Source organism: Pseudomonas akapageensis, from assembly GCF_011355085.1.
Classification (GTDB): Bacteria; Pseudomonadota; Gammaproteobacteria; order Pseudomonadales; family Pseudomonadaceae; genus Aquipseudomonas; species Aquipseudomonas akapageensis.
In genome coordinates, this window is record NZ_VXCP01000037.1 from 1 (window position 1) to 17,789 (window position 17,789).

Below are 17,789 nucleotides of genomic sequence, written 5' to 3' on the forward strand. Positions count from 1 at the left end.
CCCCCGACGGCGACGTCTGCATCCTGTGGAACCGCTGTCAACCACCTTTTTCACCGCTTTCGATCAGCAGATCGAAGCTGCTCCCTCGCTGCTTACTTCGGTTAACTCTTTGATTTTCAAGGAGTTTTCCGTTTCGTCTGCGCCGGAAGTGGGGCGAATTATAGAGAGATCCGCAGGGGCGTCAAGGGTTAATTTGCAGGTTCCTGAAATCAACCCTTAAAGCTCAAAATCAGAGCCTTGCCCCTCTATATAAAGAACGCTTCTATATAGAAGGGCAGGGATCACAACACGCCAGCTTCCCGCAGCCGTGCAATATCCGCCTCGCCAAGCCCCAGGACTGCACCCAGGATCACATCAGTATGCTCACCCAGCAGAGGCGGGGCGTTGCGATACTGCACTGGCGTTTCAGACAATCGAATAGGGCTGGCCACCTGCGGCACCACTCCACCCAGCACATGCGGAATCTCGACGGCCAGACCACGGTGCTTCACCTGCGGATCCTGGAACACCTGGGACAGGTCGTTGACCGGCCCACAAGGCACGCCTGCCTGCTCCAATTGCTCGACCCACTGAGCAGTGGTCTTGAATACCGTCGCCTGACGAATCAACGGAATCAGTTGCGCGCGATTGGTAACCCGCAAATTATTGGTGGCAAAGCGCGGGTCATCCGCCCATTGCGGCTGGCCAGCAACCTCGGCGAACTTGCGAAACTGCTTGTCGTTGCCCACGGTGAGGATGAAATCACCATCGGCAGTCGGGAAGTCCTGGTAAGGCACGATATTGGGATGTGCATTGCCCAGGCGGCGAGGTGCCACCCCGGTAGTCAGGTAGTTCATCGCCTGGTTGGCCAGACAGGCCACCTGAACATCCAACAAGGCCATGTCGATGTGCTGGCCGCCACCGCCCTGATCCCGATGGGCGAGGGCGGCGAGGATAGCCACTGTCGAGTAGAGCCCCGTCAGGATGTCGGTCAAGGCCACGCCAACTTTTACCGGGCCGGCACCTTCTTCACCCTCCGGGCGCCCGGTGATGCTCATCAAGCCACCCAACCCCTGGATCATGAAATCGTAGCCGGCGCGCTTGGCATAGGGCCCCGTCTGACCGAAGCCGGTAATCGAGCAATAGATGAGCTTCGGATTGATCGCCTTCAGGCTCGCATAATCGAGCCCATAGGCGGCCAGCCCGCCCACCTTGAAGTTCTCGATGAGAATATCGGACTTCGCCGCCAGCTCGCGCACCAGACGCTGGCCTTCGGGCTGGGTGAAGTCGATGGTCACCGAATGCTTGTTGCGGTTGGCCGACAGATAATAGGCGGCCTCGCTGGTGTTCTCCCCGGCGGCGTCCTTGAGGAAGGGCGGCCCCCAGGCACGCGTATCGTCCCCGCTGCCCGGGCGCTCCACCTTGATCACCTCGGCCCCGAGATCCGCCAGTATCTGTCCGGACCACGGCCCGGCCAATACCCGCGACAAGTCCAGCACCCGCAGATGAGATAGCGCGCCCATTGGCTTGACTCCCTGTTAGTAGAACGCCTGGATGCCAGTCTGGGCGCGGCCCAGGATCAGCGCATGGACGTCATGGGTACCTTCGTAGGTGTTGACCACTTCGAGGTTGACCAGATGCCGCGCCACGCCAAACTCATCGGAGATACCGTTGCCGCCCAGCATGTCCCGGGCCATGCGGGCGATATCCAGCGACTTGCCGCAGGAGTTGCGCTTCATGATCGAAGTAATCTCGACGGCAGCGGTGCCTTCGTCCTTCATCCGACCCAGGCGCAGGCAGCCTTGCAGGGCAAGGGTGATTTCGGTCTGCATGTCGGCAAGCTTTTTCTGGATCAACTGATTGGCAGCCAATGGCCGGCCGAACTGCTGACGATCCAGGGTGTACTGACGCGCGGTGTGCCAGCAGAACTCGGCCGCACCCAAGGCGCCCCAGGCAATGCCGTAACGGGCAGAGTTGAGGCAAGTGAACGGACCTTTCAGGCCGCGCACTTCCGGGAACATGTTCTCTTCGGGCACAAAGACGTTGTCCATCACGATTTCGCCGGTAATCGACGCACGCAGGCCGACCTTGCCATGGATGGCTGGAGCGCTCAGGCCTTTCCAGCCCTTTTCCAGAACGAAGCCACGAATATCGCCGGCATCATCCTTGGCCCACACCACAAACACATCGGCGATCGGGCTGTTGGTGATCCACATCTTGCTGCCACTCAGGTGGTAGCCACCGTCAACCTTCTTCGCCCGGGTAATCATCGAACCCGGATCAGAGCCGTGGTTAGGCTCGGTCAGGCCAAAGCAGCCGATCCATTCGCCACTGGCCAGTTTTGGCAGATATTTCTGCTTGGTGGCTTCAGAGCCGAATTCGTTGATTGGCACCATCACCAGCGACGACTGCACGCTCATCATGGAGCGGTAGCCGGAGTCGACACGCTCGACCTCGCGAGCGATCAGACCGTAGCAGACATAGTTGAGGCCGCTGCCGCCGTACTGCTCAGGAATGGTGGCACCGAGCAGACCCACTTCACCCATCTCGCGGAAAATCGCAGGGTCAGTGTGTTCGTGACGGAAGGCTTCCAGCACACGTGGCGCCAGCTTGTCCTGGGCAAACTGCTCGGCGCTGTCGCGCACCATGCGCTCTTCTGCAGTGAGCTGTTGATCCAGCAACAGCGGATCGATCCAGTTGAAGCTTGCTTTACCGGCCATGAGCGAACCCTCGCGAAGGTGTAATTTTGTCGTGTATTGATCCTAGGCCTGTACGAGCAATACGACAAACGAGGATTTCGCATGCTGTTGTGCTAATTTCTCACTCCGAGATCGCCATAACGTCACATTTACTGGCCGATTAGTGAGGTTGTCGTATATGAGCCGAAAAATCCCCAGTACAGCGGCCCTGGTGTGCTTCGAAGCCGCCGCCCGCCACGAGAGTTTCACCAAGGCAGCCCAGGAGCTGTCACTGACCCAGAGTGCCGTCTGTCGCCAAGTCGCCAGTCTGGAGGAGTTCCTCAATGTCGAATTGTTCCGCCGCTCCCGGCGCGGGGTGAAGCTCACAGAGGCCGGACTGTCCTACAGCAGGCGAGTGGCAACCCAACTGGATGCCGTCGAGCGTGACACCTTGTCGGTCATGGGCCAGCAGGGCGCCAATGTGATCGAGTTGGCGGTGGTACCGACCTTTGGCACGCGATGGCTGCTGCCGCGCCTCAAGGATTTCCAGGAGCGTCATCCGGACGTCACGGTCAACCTGACCAACCGTACCCGTCCCTTCCTGTTTGCCGATACCAATTTCGATGCAGCGATCTACTTCGGTGACGCTGACTGGTCGGGCACCCACGCGCATCGGTTGATGGGAGAGAACCCAGTCCCGGTCTGCAGCCCCTCACTGCTGGGATCGAACACCAGCTTGAGCGCCGAAGACATCGCAAAACTGCCTTTGCTGCAGCAATCCACCCGGCCCTATGCCTGGCGTCAATGGTTCAATGCCCAGAACCTGAACATTCATCGCGACATGACAGGCCCGCGCTACGAGCTATTCTCGATGCTGGCCCAGGCAGCCATGCATGACATGGGGATCGCCCTGATCCCGCCGTTCCTGATCCAGCGCGAGCTCGCAGAAGGCCGGCTGGTCATTGCCAACCCTCATGCGCTGGCGAGTATCAAGGCTTATTACTTGATGATTCCAGAGCGCAAGGTGGAGTCGGCTTCACTGCATGCATTCCGTGACTGGCTGGTCAATGAGGCCGCGCGCTACACCCTCGAGCATGAGTGAGCAGATTACTTGACCCCGTAGTCAGGTATAAATTTGCCCTACAGATATAAATAAATGACGCATTTAGACAGACTGTTATCCACACGATAAAAATGGCTTTAAAGCGGCTGGCGACGGGGCCTGCACGCCAAAATACGCTGCTATGGCCCCCCATTCAGGCAACGCATTGACAAAAACTTACACGAAGGTCTAATTGCGCTGCACGCCGCGGAATACGCGGGCTGTAGCCAGATACCCGCGTCATACGGTCACGGGGTGACTTGTAGTTTCTTCCCCGTCACCTTACATAACCTGTTGAAGCCTTGCCGCAACGCCTGCAAAATGCGGCGCCCCGCCTGTTTTTCGGCGGGATCGTGCTGATCGGCCGCCCCAGACGCGCCATCCGTAGTGCGCTGGTTTATCTAAAAAGATCACGCAGGAGATTTGACGTGCACATTGGTGTTCCTCTCGAAACGCAGACGGGCGAGACAAGGGTTGCAGCCACCCCGGAAACCATCAAGAAATTGGTTGGCCAGGGTCATAAAGTCACTGTACAGAGCGGTGCCGGCATCAACGCCAGCGTCACCGACAGTGCTTATGAAGCAGCCGGCGCCACTATTGGAAGCGCTGCCGAAGCTTTCGGCGCGCAACTGATTCTCAAGGTTGTGGCGCCCAGCGACAGCGAACTGGCCCAGATCAAGAACGGTACCGTTCTGGTGGGCATGCTCAATCCTTTCAATAACGAGACCATCGCCAAAATGGCCGAGTGCGGGATTACCGCCTTCGCCCTGGAAGCCGCGCCTCGTACTTCCCGCGCACAAAGCCTGGACGTGCTGTCCTCGCAGGCCAACATCGCCGGCTACAAGGCCGTACTGCTGGCCGCGCATCACTATCCACGCTTCATGCCGATGCTGATGACGGCTGCCGGTACCGTGAAAGCCGCTCGCGTGCTGATCCTCGGTGCCGGTGTCGCCGGCTTGCAGGCCATTGCCACGGCCAAGCGCCTGGGTGCGGTGATCGAAGCCTCGGACGTGCGTCCTGCGGTGAAGGAACAGATCGAATCCCTGGGCGCCAAGTTTGTCGACGTGCCTTACGAGACCGATGAAGAACGCGAATGCGCAGAAGGCGTCGGCGGTTACGCACGCCCCATGCCGGCCAGCTGGATGCAGCGTCAGGCCGTGGCCGTGCACGAGCGCGCCAAGCAGGCCGACATCGTCATCACCACGGCACTCATCCCGGGCCGCAAGGCGCCGGTACTGCTCAGCGCTGAAACCGTCGCCCAGATGAAACCGGGTTCGGTGGTGATCGACCTGGCCGCAGCCCAAGGCGGCAACTGCCCGCTGACCGAGGCTGACCAGGTGGTGATCAAGCACGGCGTGACCATCGTCGGCCCGACCAACCTGGCCGCCGCGGTCGCCGCCGATGCCTCGGCACTCTATGCCCGCAACCTGCTGGACTTCATGAAGCTGCTGTTCGATAAAGAAGGGCAGCTGCAGATCAACCTCGAAGACGACATCGTCGCCGCGTGCCTGATGTGCCGCGACGGCCAGATCGTGCGCAAGAACGGCTGAGGATAAAAACAATGGAAGACATGCTGATTTCCCACGGCATCTACAACCTGATCATCTTCGTGCTGGCTATTTATGTCGGTTACCACGTGGTCTGGAACGTGACACCCGCACTGCACACCCCGCTGATGGCCGTCACCAACGCCATCTCGGCCATCGTCATCGTCGGTGCCATGCTGGCCGCCGCCCTGACCGTGACCCCGCTGGGCAAGATCATGGGCACCATGGCCGTGGCCCTGGCCGCGGTGAACGTGTTCGGTGGTTTCCTGGTCACCCGGCGCATGCTGGAAATGTTCAAGAAGAAAGCGGCGCCTGCAAAAGCCCCGGCAGCCAAGGCCCCTGCAATCAAGGCTGAGGTGCAGAAAGCATGAGCATGAACCTGGTTACTTCCCTGTATTTGATCGCCTCGGTCTGCTTCATCCAGGCGCTCAAGGGTCTCTCGCACCCGACCACGTCGCGTCGCGGCAACCTGTTCGGCATGCTCGGCATGGGCCTGGCGATCCTGACCACGGTCGGCCTGATCTACAAGCTCGGGGCCGAGCTCGCTCACGACGGCATCGTCTACGTGATCATCGGCCTGCTGATCGGCGGCACCGCCGGTTCGATCATGGCCAAGCGCGTTGAAATGACCAAGATGCCCGAGCTGGTCGCCTTCATGCACAGCATGATCGGTCTGGCCGCGGTGTTCATCGCCGTTGCCGCCGTGGTCGAGCCGCAGTCGCTGGGTATCGTGCAGAACCTCGGCGATGCCATCCCGGCCGGTAACCGCCTGGAGCTGTTCCTGGGTGCTGCCATTGGTGCGATCACGTTCTCCGGTTCCGTTATCGCGTTCGGCAAACTGGCTGGCAAGTACAAGTTTCGCCTGTTTCAGGGCGCACCGGTACAGTTCGCAGGCCAGCACAAGCTGAACCTGGTGATCGGCCTGGCCACCCTGGGCCTGGGCGTGACCTTCATGCTCACCGGCGACTACACCGCCTTCGGCGTGATGCTGGCCCTGGCCTTCGTGCTGGGCGTGCTGATCATCATCCCGATTGGCGGCGCCGACATGCCGGTCGTCGTGTCGATGCTCAACAGCTACTCGGGCTGGGCCGCGGCCGGTATCGGCTTCTCGCTGAACAACTCGATGCTGATCATCGCCGGTTCCCTGGTCGGTTCGTCCGGTGCCATCCTCTCGTACATCATGTGCAAGGCGATGAACCGTTCGTTCTTCAACGTACTGTTGGGCGGTTTCGGCGGTGCTACCGATGCGGCTGGCCCGGCGGGTTCCAAAGAGGCGCGTCCGGTGAAATCCGGTTCGGCCGACGATGCGACCTTCCTGCTGACCAACGCCGACACCGTGATCATCGTTCCGGGCTACGGCCTGGCCGTTGCTCGCGCACAGCACGCCCTGAAAGAGCTGACCGAGAAGCTGACTCATCGCGGCGTGACCGTGAAGTACGCGATCCACCCGGTTGCCGGGCGCATGCCTGGCCACATGAACGTACTGCTGGCCGAAGCCGAAGTGCCGTACGACCAGGTGTTCGAGATGGAAGACATCAACTCCGAGTTCGGCCAGGCCGACGTGGTGCTGGTGCTCGGCGCCAACGACGTGGTCAACCCGGCCGCCAAGAACGATCCGAAGTCGCCGATCGCCGGCATGCCGATCCTGGAAGCCTTCAAGGCCAAGACCATCATCGTCAACAAGCGCTCGATGGCCAGCGGCTATGCCGGCCTGGACAACGAACTGTTCTACCTGGACAAGACCATGATGGTCTTCGGTGATGCCAAGAAGGTCATCGAAGACATGGTCAAAGCTGTCGACTAAGTCTTTAAAAAGGCTGTCAAAAAAACCCCAGCGCGCTACCGGCTGGGGTTTTTTATTGCCTGCTTACCCGACAGAAGGCTCTAAATCGTGGTCTCGCATACGACCATGGTCGCGGGACGAAAATTTTCGAAATCTCTAGACTGAGCATCTAGCTACCGCTGCCTGAGATGACAACCCATGTACCGTGATCGTATTCGCTTACCCTCTCTGCAAAGCAAGGTGATGAGCGCGGCTGATGCCGCAGCCCTGATTCAGGATGGCATGACCGTCGGCATGAGCGGCTTCACCCGCGCCGGTGAAGCCAAGGCCGTGCCCCACGCCCTGGCTGAGCGCGCCAAACAGACGCCCCTGAAAATCAGCCTGATGACCGGTGCCAGCCTGGGCAACGACCTCGACAAGCAGCTCACCGAAGCCGGTGTGCTGGCCCGTCGCATGCCGTTCCAGGTCGACAGCACGCTGCGCAAGGCGATCAACGACGGTACGGTGATGTTCATCGACCAGCACCTGTCCGAGACGGTAGAGCAGTTGCGCAACCAGCAGCTCAAGCTGCCGGACATCGCCGTCATCGAAGCCGTCGCCATCACCGAACAAGGCCATATCGTGCCAACCACCTCGGTGGGCAACTCGGCCAGCTTCGCCATTTTTGCCAAGCAGGTGATCGTCGAGATCAACCTGGCGCACAACCCCAACCTGGAAGGGCTGCACGACATCTATATCCCGACCTACCGGCCGACTCGCACGCCGATCCCGCTGGTGAAGGTCGATGATCGCATCGGCAGCACCGCGATTCCGATCGATCCGGCCAAGATCGTCGCGGTCGTTATCACCGATAAGCCCGATTCGCCCTCTACGGTCTTGCCGCCCGACGACGAAACCCAGGGGATCGCCAATCACCTGATCGACTTCCTGAAGAAGGAAGTCGACGCCGGGCGCATGACCAATAATCTCGGCCCGCTGCAAGCCGGGATCGGCAGCATTGCCAACGCGGTTATGTGCGGCTTGATCGATTCGCCTTTCGAAGGCCTGACCATGTACTCCGAGGTACTGCAGGATTCGACGTTCGACCTGATCGATGCAGGGAAGTTGAGCTTTGCCTCAGGCAGCTCGATCACCTTGTCGACCCGCCGTAACGCCGACGTGTTCGGCAACCTGGAGCGCTACAAGGACAAACTGGTTCTGCGCCCACAAGAAATCTCCAACCACCCTGAAGTGGTTCGGCGCCTGGGTATCATCGGCATCAACACCGCACTGGAGTTCGACATTTACGGCAACGTCAACTCTACCCACGTGTGCGGCACACGGATGATGAACGGCATCGGCGGTTCCGGAGACTTTGCCCGCAATGCCCACCTGGCGATCTTCGTCACCAAGTCCATTGCCAAGGGCGGTGCGATTTCGAGCGTTGTGCCCATGGTCAGCCACGTGGATCACACCGAGCATGACGTGGACATCCTCGTGACCGAGCAGGGCCTCGCCGACCTGCGCGGCCTGGCGCCACGCGAACGTGCCCGGGTGATCATTGATAACTGTGTGCACCCGGATTACCGCGAGGCGCTCAACGAGTACTTCAGTGCTGCCTGTGCCCGCGGCGGTCATACCCCGCACATCCTGCGCGAGGCGCTGTCCTGGCACATGAATCTGGAAGAAACCGGGCGCATGCTCCCTGTCTGATCCACACAGTTGGTCGCTGATGCAAACCCTCCGGCATCAGCTTTCCCACCCACCGCTGAAACCTCGCAAAAACTGTACTGCTGTACTGGTCTTTTTGCGGGGTTTTTCACCCTCCGACACCCACCCCACTCAAAAAAAGCACCATATTGGTGCTTACCAGTACAGTTGCCTCAAAAGCGAGCGCAACAGTACCCATAAACAGTTAACTGGAGCATCACAATACAGGTGAACTGTATCTACAGAGATTGGCTGCGGAAGAGGATCATGGGCACCAGTTAAATCACTCCCTAATCCCGCCACAAGCGGAAGGATAAACACCATGGAACGTACACTCAGTTCCGACCTGCTTTTTCAAGACAGCTCTGAAACTTCGCGCACTGCTCTGCCTCTGCGCCTGCTCGCCAACCTGATGCTGTGGCAGCGCCGTATCTCCAGCCGCCACCAATTGGCTCGCCTGGATCAGCGTCTGCTGGCTGACGCCGGTATCAGCGAAGCACAACGCTTCGAAGAGCTGAGCAAGCCGTTCTGGCGTTAATGCCGGACTAGCTGGCCTACGGACCTTAAGTCCGGCACCAGCGATCTAATTCCTCAAAACCCGTCGCAGGTGACTGCTGACGGGTTTTGTCGTTTCAGGGACCAGCTTTTCGAGCGCAACAGAGGTGCTTACAAAGCATAGGTACAGTTGATAAAATACATTATCTGAACCAGTACAATTGCACTGCCCTGTATCTGTAACGCAACAGCTGCGGGCGAGATGATGTTCTCCCAGTTCCGTGATTCGGCCCGCTGCCGAAAGGAAGAGCACCATGGATCGCCTCGCACCCGCTATCGAAAGCAGCAAACCTCAAGCATTTTTTCTGAAAGGCTTGCTGCAGGCACTGTCCACGCGTATCGCCCTGATGTTTGAGCGCGCACGCACCCGGCAACAGCTGGCTGAACTCAGCGATCAACAACTGGCTGACATCGGAATCAGCCGCAGTGACCGTGTTGCCGAACTGGACAGGCCGTTCTGGCGCTAAGCCGCCATGGAATGCCACTAGTAAGCGGGGTAGGCTAAGGAACTAGGACGGCAGGGCGTGCGTCTGATATTCGTAAACACTATGACTCTACGTCTGCAAAGGAGATTGACCATGTTCCGTCCACGCTTGCTCGGCGCCGCATTGATGCTTGCCCTGGCTTCGACTGCCAACGCCTCCAGCTTTGTTGTAACTACCGATTCGATCGTTCGCGGCATCAAGGCATCCAGCGATGCAACCTCTGACGTGACATCGTCCTTTCGCGACGACAAGATCGTGCGTGAAGCCCGTGACGACGCCGCCAGCTTCGTCGCCACTCAGGGTGATATTCGCGGAGTGAAACTCGAAAGCGCGTTCGATCATATTCGCCAACAAGCGCCTGAACTCAAGGCAACCGACGCGCAGCTCGCCCAGGCAATCCTGGCGATCTGAGCATAGGACATAGGCGGGTACAGCCCTGTACCCGTCCACCTGCGCTGGCTCTGGTCAGCGCATTGCGTTAGCCTTGCCGCTTGAACTTACAGCTATTGAGACTCATGCGTTTTCTGCTTCCAATACTGTTCGCCGTCTTCTCGGCGGGCACTGCCCAAGCCTTCGATCTGACCACCCAGAACCTCGTCGCCAGCGGCTATGCCACCAGGATCAGCGACCTTGAACTGGCGCAGGCAATTCTCGTCAAATAATCAATTCCGTTTTCTGGAGACTCTCCATGCGTATTCCGCTGATCGCCGCTACTCTGGGCATGATGCTGCTGGCCGGCACAGGCCAGGCAGAAACCCTCAAGGCCACCAGTTGGATGATCATTCGCGCCGTGGACCGTACGCTCGATTTTACTTCCGACACCACGACGTCCATTCGCGACGCGAAGATCATCACCCAGGCCAAGGATGACGCCGCCAGCTACGTCGCAAGCAACGGCGATATCCGTGGCGCACAACTGGAAGCCGCCTTCGACACCCTGCGCCAGCGTGTTCCCGAGGCCCGCGACGCCAGTGACCAGGTACTCGCCGAAGCCATTCTCGCCCTGTGAGACGCATGCGCGCCTGTCTTCTGGCTTGCGCACTGTTGCTGGTCGGTAACCCTGCAGCGGCCAGTTTGCAATTGGTCCTGAAAACCGACGGCCTCAGCCCCGCACAACAACAGGCCAGCCAGGCACTGCTCGATGAAGCCATGCAGGCATTGCCGCCCAGCTTCATCGAACACCTGGATCGACGCATCGACGTCGGCTGGACGGCGAACATGCCGCCAAACGCCTACGGCCAGGCATCGCTGGTATCGAGCCTTGATCTCAACAGCAAGCTGTTGCCCAGCCTGACCGATGGCAGTGCCGCCACCACCAAGACCCAGCGCCCCCATGGCACCGTGCGCCAGGAGCTGCTTGCCACTGTCCTCCATGAACTGACCCACATCTACGACCGCGCCCGGCTCTGGCCAGCGCCTGAACGCACGCTGATCCTGCAGTGCAACCGGCAGAACTCGAGCATGGGCAAGGTCGGGCTGCCGGATCGCTGCCGCGGCCAGGCCGAGCGCCGCTTCACCCTGAGCGACGACCCGCGGTTTCTCGACCTTGCCGGCTGGCCGCAGTACGTCGGCCGCCGTGGCGAGCGCGAACAACACAACCGGCAGATCGTCCGCAGCCCTGACAGCTATGAGTTGAGCAGCCCCAAGGAGTTTGTGGCGGTCAACATGGAGTACTTCCTGCTGGACCCCAGCTATGGCTGCCGGCGCCCGGCCTTGTTTGCCTATTACAAGGAACACTTTGGCTGGGCACCTGCTGCCAGCGAGAAATGTCCGCAAGCATTCCCGTTCCTCAATGCTGGCAACGACTTTGCCAAACAGCCCCTGGGCAAGATTGACCCGGAGCGCGTGTATGAAGTCGATTACCTGCTGGCCGAAGCCAACCAGAACCTGGTCAGCCGCTGGGGCCACAGCATGCTGCGCCTGGTAATCTGCGCCCCTGGGCGGCCACGAGGGCCGGATTGCCGCCTCGACCTGGACCGCCATCTGGTGCTGTCCTACCGCGCCTTCGTCAATGACGTTCAGCTTTCCAGTTGGGGCGGTCTGACCGGAGCTTATCCTTCGCGCCTGTTCGTGCTGCCGTTGTCCCAGGTCATAGACGAATACACCAAGACCGAGCTGCGCAGCCTGGCATCAGTGCCCCTGAAACTCAGCCGCAGCGAAATCGAAGACCTGGTGCGCCAGGCTGCCGAGATGCACTGGAGCTATGACGGAAATTACTGGTTCCTCTCGAACAACTGCGCCGTGGAAACCCTCAAGTTAATGCGCAGCGGTACCAACAACAGCCAGTTGACCGCCGTGGACAACATCATGCCCAACGGTTTGCTGGAAGTGCTCAAGGGCAGGGGGCTGGCCGACGTCAGCGTCCTCAACGATCCGCGCGAAGCGTTGCGGCTGGGCTACCGCTTCGATTCCTACCGGGATCGCTACCAGGCCATGTTCGACGTGCTGAGGAAGCATCTGCCCGTCTCCCAGACCACCGTCGAAGAATGGATGGAGCTTTCGGCCGAGCAGCGCCGCAAGTGGTTCAGCCAGGCTGACCTGCGCACCAGTGCCGCGTTGTTGTTGCTTGAGCAAGCCAGTTTCCGCCGCCAGTTGTTGATCGCCCAGGATGAAGTCAAGCAGCGCTATCTGGGCGCCCGCGACATGAAGAACGGCAGCATGGACAAGGCCAACAAGGTGCTACAGGAGATTCTCGCCAAGAGCGGCTACCTCAGTCGCCCGGCCGAGTTGCTTGGCAGTTCCGGCTATGGCCTGCCACAGGCCAGCGAGTGGCAACGCCTGGAAGAACAGAGCAGTGAACGCCAGCAGCAGCTGCAACGCCTGACCGGCGAGCTGGACAAGGAAGCCCGGGCCTTGCTCGAGCCCAGCCGTGCCGCTGAAATTGCCGCCTGCGAAGCCAACGTCAAACAGCTTGGCGAACATGTGCGCAAGTTGCACAAGGCCGCGGGCGGCCTGGAGTTGCCTTAAAGGGTCTCGCCCGCTTCACCGGGCAACTGCTCGTCCAGGTGCAGCCAGGGCAGTCGATCGGCAGTCCAGATATGCCGCTCCGGTACTGCCAGTTCGGGGTGATCGAGCGTGGCGATGGTCACATCGATCGTCTCCGGGCTCAATTGTGAGTTGAACGTCAACTGGGCACCGCAGTTTGGACAGAAGTGGCGGATGCCGCTCGCCGAGGACTGGTACTGAGCTGGCTGTGTGCCCAGCCATTGAAAGGCGCTTGAGGGGAGGGTGATCCAGGTCGTCACCGTGCCGCCGCTGACCCGTCGGCAAATCGAACAATGGCAGTGGGCGATGTCGCGCAGCGGCCCGGCAAATCGGTAGCGGACGGTGCCGCAGTGGCAACCGCCCTCATGGGTTTCGGCCATGTCCAGTCCTCCTGGAATACTGGCTAAATAAACACCTATCAGTTCTGATAGTAGACAACGATTGATCGAAGCCAATACATTCAGCCCCACGGTACTCCTCTGGCAAAGCGCACCTTTTGCTCGGTGGATGACGAACAGGTTGCGACAACCCTCGGCAATATTCATTTCTGCCGAGGGTTTTTTCCGTTGCTCATGCGAAAACTCCAATCTTTCGCCTCCCATACCTCTCGTCGCCTTTCAGCCAGCGAAAGCTGGCTGAAAGCTTTGGCCATTAGCATCGCCTCACCGCCGGCATAAGACCGGTCAGCCAGGACATCCGCAAACAATGCGCGTCCGGCCCAGTAAACAACAACAATGGTGATTACGATGCTTTCCAGCCCCCGCCTTCCTGCTGCACGCCCGCCCATATTCCACGCGCCGCCCGTCCCGCGCTGATCCGCCCGGTTCGTCTATCCCTCGTCGCGCTACGCCTGGAGTATTCCTATGCTGACCTTCCTCGGCTTTGCCATGGTCATCACTTTCATGTACCTGATCATGACCAAGCGCCTGTCCGCGCTTATCGCACTGATCCTGGTCCCTATTCTGTTTGCCCTGTTCGGCGGATTTTCCGGCAAGATCGGCCCAATGATGCTCGAAGGCATCACCAAGCTCGCCCCGACCGGGGTCATGTTGATGTTCGCCATTCTCTACTTCGCACTGATGATCGACTCCGGACTGTTCGACCCGGCAGTGCGCAAGATCCTCAAGCTGGTCAAGGGTGACCCGCTGAAGGTCTCGGTCGGCACGGCCGTGCTGGCCCTGGTGGTGTCCCTGGACGGGGACGGTGCGACCACCTACATGATCTGCGTGGCGGCGATGCTGCCGTTGTACAGCCGCCTGGGCATGAGCCCGCGGATCATGGCCGGCCTGATCATCCTGGCCGGTGGCGTGATGAACATGACGCCCTGGGGCGGCCCGACTGCCCGCGCCGCCAGCGCCTTGCACGTGGACCCGTCGCACATTTTCGTGCCGATGATCCCGGCCATGCTGTTCGGCGTGTTCGCCATCCTGGCCATCGCCTACATGTACGGCAAACGCGAGCGTGCTCGCCTGGGCGAACTGCATTTGCCGGGTGATGTCGTGGACATGGATCACAGCGAGATCAGCGTTTCCCAGTTCCCGGATGCCCGCCGTCCGAAACTGCTCTGGTTCAACGGTGCCTTGACCCTGGCGTTGATGGCAGCCCTGATTGCCGGCCTGTTGCCGCTGCCCGTGCTGTTCATGATCGCCTTCAGTGTTGCCATGGTGGTCAACTACCCTTGCCTGCAACAGCAGAAGGACCGCATCGCGGCGCATGCCGGCAGCGTTCTGGCGGTGGTTGGCCTGATCTTCGCTGCCGGCATTTTCACCGGCATCCTGTCGGGCACCGGCATGGTGGAAGCCATGTCCAAGAGCCTGCTGGCCGTCATTCCGGACGCACTGGGCCCGTACCTGGCCGTGATCACCGCCGTGGTCAGCATGCCGTTCACCTTCTTCATGTCCAACGACGCCTTCTACTATGGCGTACTGCCGGTATTGGCCGAAGCGGCCAGCCATTACGGCATCTCGCCGGTGGAAATGGCCCGGGCATCGATCGTCGGTCAACCGGTGCACCTGCTCAGCCCGCTGGTCCCCTCGACCTACCTGTTGGTGGCACTGGCCGGCATCGAGTTCGGCGACCACCAGCGCTTCACCCTGAAGTGGGCAGTGCTGGTTTGCATGTGCATAATGTTGGCTGCACTGCTGATGGGGATCTTTCCGCTGTTCAGCAGTCTCTAAGCAAAAGAATCACTCACAGATAGTGCGCCGCCAGCCCGACCTGCAATGCCAGGTTCGGGCTTGACGCACATATCGACACACGCTCGAAGGAATACACATGGAATGGCTGACCAATCCGGAGATCTGGATTGCCTTTTTTACACTGACGGCTCTTGAGATCGTTCTCGGCATCGACAACATCATCATGATCTCGATCCTGGTCAGCCGCATGCCCAAGCCTATGCAGCCGCGCACCCGGATCTTCGGCCTGGCCCTGGCCATGGTGACGCGCATCCTGTTGCTGCTGTCGATCACCTGGGTCATGCGCCTGACCGCCGATCTGTTCGTGGTCTTCGAGCACGGCGTCTCCGGTCGCGACCTGATCCTGTTCTTCGGTGGCCTGTTCCTGCTCTGGAAAAGCTCCCAGGAGATCTTCCACGGCCTGGAAGGCGAGGATGAAACCGCTGACGAATCTTCCGTCAAAGGTGGCAAGTTCCTCTACACCATTATCCAGATCGCGATCATCGACATCGTTTTCTCGCTGGACTCGGTCATCACTGCCGTAGGCATGGTCGCCCACGTCCCGGTCATGATCGCGGCCATCATCGTGGCTGTTCTGGTGATGATGTTGTGCTCCGGTGTCATCAGCAACTTCATCGACAAACACCCGTCGCTGAAGATGCTCGCGCTGTCGTTCCTGATCGTCGTCGGTGTCGTGCTGATCGCCGAGTCGTTCGACGTCCATATACCAAAAGGCGCCGTCTACTTCGCCATGGCGTTCTCGCTGGCTGTCGAAGCCATCAATATTCGCATGCGTACTGCCATTGCGAAGAAGAAAAAGCAGAGCGAGCCGGTGAAACTGCGCAAGGATGTTCCAGGGCAATAAGCCCGGCCAAACGAAAAAGGGGCAGTCATTGCCCCTTTTTTTCGTGTTGATGACCATTTTTTCATGACGCTTTTGTTCCATGGCCGCGCATGCCTGTGCGATGCTGGCGATCAGGCCATTGGCCGACTAAAGCTTAAGTAAGCCTTTAATAAATTCATCAAAGTTCAGATCAGGCTCGCTGCACATTTGACTTGGCCCCTTAGGGGCATTTTTAACAGGGGGGCCTTTTTCATGCTGACCCTGCTCAATCTACTGTCTGCCGTTGCGTTGCTGATCTGGGGCACGCACATCGTTCGCACCGGTATCCTGCGGGTCTACGGCTCCAATCTTCGCCGCGTGCTGAGCCAGAACATGGCCAAGCGCCCCCTGGCATTCGTCGCCGGCATTGTGGTGACCGCGCTGGTACAGAGCAGCAATGCCACGGCCATGCTGGTGACTTCCTTTGTGGGGCAAAGGCTGATGGCTCTGACCCCGGCGCTGGCAATCATGCTCGGTGCCGATGTGGGTACGGCCCTGATGGCGCGGGTGCTGACGTTCGACCTGTCCTGGCTTTCGCCCTTGCTGATCTTTCTCGGGGTGATCTTCTTCCTGTCGCGCAAGCAGACACGGGTTGGCCAGATGGGCCGCGTCGGTATTGGCCTGGGTTTGATCATCCTGGCCTTGCAGCTGATTGTCGAAGCCGCAGCACCCATTACCCATGCCCAGGGCGTGAAGGTCCTGTTCGCTTCTCTGACGGGCGACATCCTGCTCGACGCGCTGGTCGGCGCCTTGTTCGCCCTGATTTCCTACTCGAGCCTTGCCGCCGTGCTATTGACGGCGACCCTGGCCGGCGCGGAGTTGATCAGCCTGCCGGTGGCCATCGGCCTGGTGATCGGCGCCAATATCGGCAGCGGGCTGCTGGCGTTCCTCAGCACCAGCATGCAGAACGCCGCCGGCCGTCAGGTGGCGCTGGGTAGCCTGCTGTACAAGATGATCGGTCTGTTGTTGATCATTCCCGTGCTGAACCCACTGGTGCAGTGGATGGACACCCTTGCTTTTAGCCCTCAAGGGCTGGTGATCGGCTTTCACCTGCTCTACAACACCCTGCGCTGTCTGCTGATGTTGCCCACGGTCGCGGCAATGGCGCGCCTGTGCGCCTGGTTGCTGCCCGAGCGCCCGCAAGCCAATGGCCTGGCGACACCACGTCACCTGGACCCCACGGCCCTGACCACGCCGAGCCTGGCACTGGCCAATGCCGTACGCGAAACCCTACGCATGGGCGATCTGATAGACAGCATGTTGTCGGCCATGCTCAATGTGCTGCGCGGCACACAAACGGCCATGACCCAGGAAATGCGCAGCCTGAGCGATGATGTCGAATCACTGTACAACGCCATCAAACTCTATCTGGCGCAGATGCCCCGCGAAGACCTCAGTGAGCAGGACAGTCGGCGTTGGGCGGAGATCATTGAACTGGCGATCAACCTCAAGCTGGCCAGCGATGTCATCGAGCGCATGTTGCGCAAGGTCCAGCAACAGAAAACTTCCCAGCGCCGGGAGTTCTCCGACGTCGGCCTGGAAGAATTGACGGGCTTGCATAGCCAGTTGCTGGCCAGCCTGCGCCTGGGCCTGTCGGTCTTCCTGAGCGCAGACCCGGAAAGTGCGCGCCAACTGCTTCGGGAAAAACGTCGTTTCCGCGCTCAGGAACGGCGCCTGGCCCATGCCCATGTCAGCCGTTTGCAACGAAAAGTAGTGCAAAGTATCGAGACCAGCTCGTTGCATCTGGAACTGATCGCCGACATGAAACGCCTGAACTCCCTGTTCTGCACCAGCGCCTATGTCGTCCTGGGCAGCGGCGACACCGGTGCACTGGTCGTCGATGGGGTGCCTGACGATGCACATTCACCTTGAACCCCTGCAATCGGGCAAAGTCCATTTCTCAGGCCGTGCTCACTTTGGGTAAGC

19 protein-coding genes are annotated in these 17,789 nt (G+C 59.9%); 15 read left to right on the top strand and 4 right to left on the bottom strand.

The annotated features are described in order from the left end of the window. The coding region (locus F2S13_RS29265; protein ID WP_218584044.1) for a hypothetical protein at positions 1–220 on the top strand (220 nt) is incomplete at its 5' end. A 61-nt stretch (positions 221–281) separates the two neighbouring features. Here the strand turns inward: F2S13_RS29265 and F2S13_RS21550 are convergent. Continuing rightward, positions 282–1,502 carry a CaiB/BaiF CoA transferase family protein gene (locus F2S13_RS21550; protein ID WP_166364551.1) on the bottom strand — a complete coding sequence of 407 codons (1,221 nt, stop codon included), beginning with the start codon at positions 1,500–1,502 and terminating at the stop codon, positions 282–284. Between the two features lie 15 nt (positions 1,503–1,517). After that, complete coding sequence (locus F2S13_RS21555; RefSeq protein WP_166364553.1) at positions 1,518–2,699, bottom strand: acyl-CoA dehydrogenase; 1,182 nt, start codon at positions 2,697–2,699, stop codon at positions 1,518–1,520. Positions 2,700–2,856: 157 nt separating this feature from the next. Between F2S13_RS21555 and F2S13_RS21560 the strand changes: the two genes are divergently transcribed. The 11 genes from F2S13_RS21560 to F2S13_RS21610 all read left to right on the top strand — a co-directional run bounded on the left by F2S13_RS21560 (position 2,857) and on the right by F2S13_RS21610 (position 12,785). After that, the gene (locus F2S13_RS21560; RefSeq protein ID WP_166364555.1) at positions 2,857–3,759 is read left to right on the top strand and encodes a LysR family transcriptional regulator; all 903 of its coding nucleotides are present in this window, start codon (positions 2,857–2,859) and stop codon (positions 3,757–3,759) included. A gap of 428 nt (positions 3,760–4,187) precedes the next feature. Next, positions 4,188–5,309, top strand: a complete 1,122-nt coding sequence (locus tag F2S13_RS21565; protein WP_166364557.1) for a Re/Si-specific NAD(P)(+) transhydrogenase subunit alpha — start codon at positions 4,188–4,190, stop codon at positions 5,307–5,309. Between the two features lie 11 nt (positions 5,310–5,320). Further along, a complete protein-coding gene (locus F2S13_RS21570) occupies positions 5,321–5,677 on the top strand; it encodes an NAD(P) transhydrogenase subunit alpha part 2 (RefSeq protein WP_166364559.1) in 357 nt (118 codons plus the stop codon). Next, positions 5,674–7,110, top strand: a complete 1,437-nt coding sequence (locus F2S13_RS21575) for an NAD(P)(+) transhydrogenase (Re/Si-specific) subunit beta (protein ID WP_166364561.1) — start codon at positions 5,674–5,676, stop codon at positions 7,108–7,110. Before F2S13_RS21570 ends, F2S13_RS21575 begins: the two co-directional genes overlap by 4 nt. A gap of 177 nt (positions 7,111–7,287) precedes the next feature. Continuing rightward, positions 7,288–8,781 carry a succinyl-CoA:acetate CoA-transferase ScpC gene (gene scpC, locus F2S13_RS21580; protein WP_166364563.1) on the top strand — a complete coding sequence of 498 codons (1,494 nt, stop codon included), beginning with the start codon at positions 7,288–7,290 and terminating at the stop codon, positions 8,779–8,781. Positions 8,782–9,100: 319 nt separating this feature from the next. Beyond that, positions 9,101–9,316, top strand: coding sequence for a DUF1127 domain-containing protein (locus tag F2S13_RS21585; RefSeq protein WP_166364565.1), 216 nt, complete (start codon positions 9,101–9,103; stop codon positions 9,314–9,316). A gap of 271 nt (positions 9,317–9,587) precedes the next feature. Then, entirely contained in the window at positions 9,588–9,800 is a 213-nt protein-coding gene (locus F2S13_RS21590) for a DUF1127 domain-containing protein (RefSeq protein ID WP_166364567.1), read from the top strand. Between the two features lie 111 nt (positions 9,801–9,911). Next, complete coding sequence (locus tag F2S13_RS21595) at positions 9,912–10,229, top strand: DUF2388 domain-containing protein (RefSeq protein ID WP_166364569.1); 318 nt, start codon at positions 9,912–9,914, stop codon at positions 10,227–10,229. 104 nt (positions 10,230–10,333) lie between these two features. Continuing rightward, positions 10,334–10,480, top strand: coding sequence for a hypothetical protein (locus F2S13_RS21600; protein ID WP_166364571.1), 147 nt, complete (start codon positions 10,334–10,336; stop codon positions 10,478–10,480). 26 nt (positions 10,481–10,506) lie between these two features. Continuing rightward, a complete protein-coding gene (locus F2S13_RS21605; RefSeq protein WP_166364573.1) occupies positions 10,507–10,827 on the top strand; it encodes a DUF2388 domain-containing protein in 321 nt (106 codons plus the stop codon). Positions 10,828–10,832: 5 nt separating this feature from the next. Next, positions 10,833–12,785 carry a DUF7844 domain-containing protein gene (locus F2S13_RS21610; protein WP_218584045.1) on the top strand — a complete coding sequence of 651 codons (1,953 nt, stop codon included), beginning with the start codon at positions 10,833–10,835 and terminating at the stop codon, positions 12,783–12,785. Here the strand turns inward: F2S13_RS21610 and F2S13_RS21615 are convergent. Together F2S13_RS21615 and F2S13_RS21620 are read right to left on the bottom strand one after the other, a co-directional pair. After that, positions 12,782–13,183, bottom strand: coding sequence for a GFA family protein (locus F2S13_RS21615; protein WP_166364577.1), 402 nt, complete (start codon positions 13,181–13,183; stop codon positions 12,782–12,784). The two genes, F2S13_RS21610 and F2S13_RS21615, sit on opposite strands and share 4 nt — an antisense overlap. Positions 13,184–13,344: 161 nt before the next feature. Next, on the bottom strand, positions 13,345–13,590 hold the full coding sequence (locus F2S13_RS21620) for a hypothetical protein (protein WP_166364579.1): 246 nt from the start codon (positions 13,588–13,590) through the stop codon (positions 13,345–13,347). Between the two features lie 76 nt (positions 13,591–13,666). On the opposite strand from F2S13_RS21620, the gene F2S13_RS21625 reads away from it, so the two are divergent. The 3 genes from F2S13_RS21625 to F2S13_RS21635 all read left to right on the top strand — a co-directional run bounded on the left by F2S13_RS21625 (position 13,667) and on the right by F2S13_RS21635 (position 17,735). Next, positions 13,667–14,980 (top strand): CitMHS family transporter, encoded by a 1,314-nt coding sequence (locus F2S13_RS21625; protein WP_166364581.1) that lies wholly within the window; start codon positions 13,667–13,669, stop codon positions 14,978–14,980. 97 nt (positions 14,981–15,077) lie between these two features. Next, on the top strand, positions 15,078–15,845 hold the full coding sequence (locus F2S13_RS21630) for a TerC family protein (RefSeq protein WP_166364583.1): 768 nt from the start codon (positions 15,078–15,080) through the stop codon (positions 15,843–15,845). Between the two features lie 231 nt (positions 15,846–16,076). Beyond that, positions 16,077–17,735: a Na/Pi cotransporter family protein gene (locus F2S13_RS21635; protein ID WP_166364585.1), complete on the top strand. Its 1,659-nt coding sequence runs from the start codon at positions 16,077–16,079 to the stop codon at positions 17,733–17,735. The last annotated feature ends 54 nt before the right edge of the window (positions 17,736–17,789 follow it).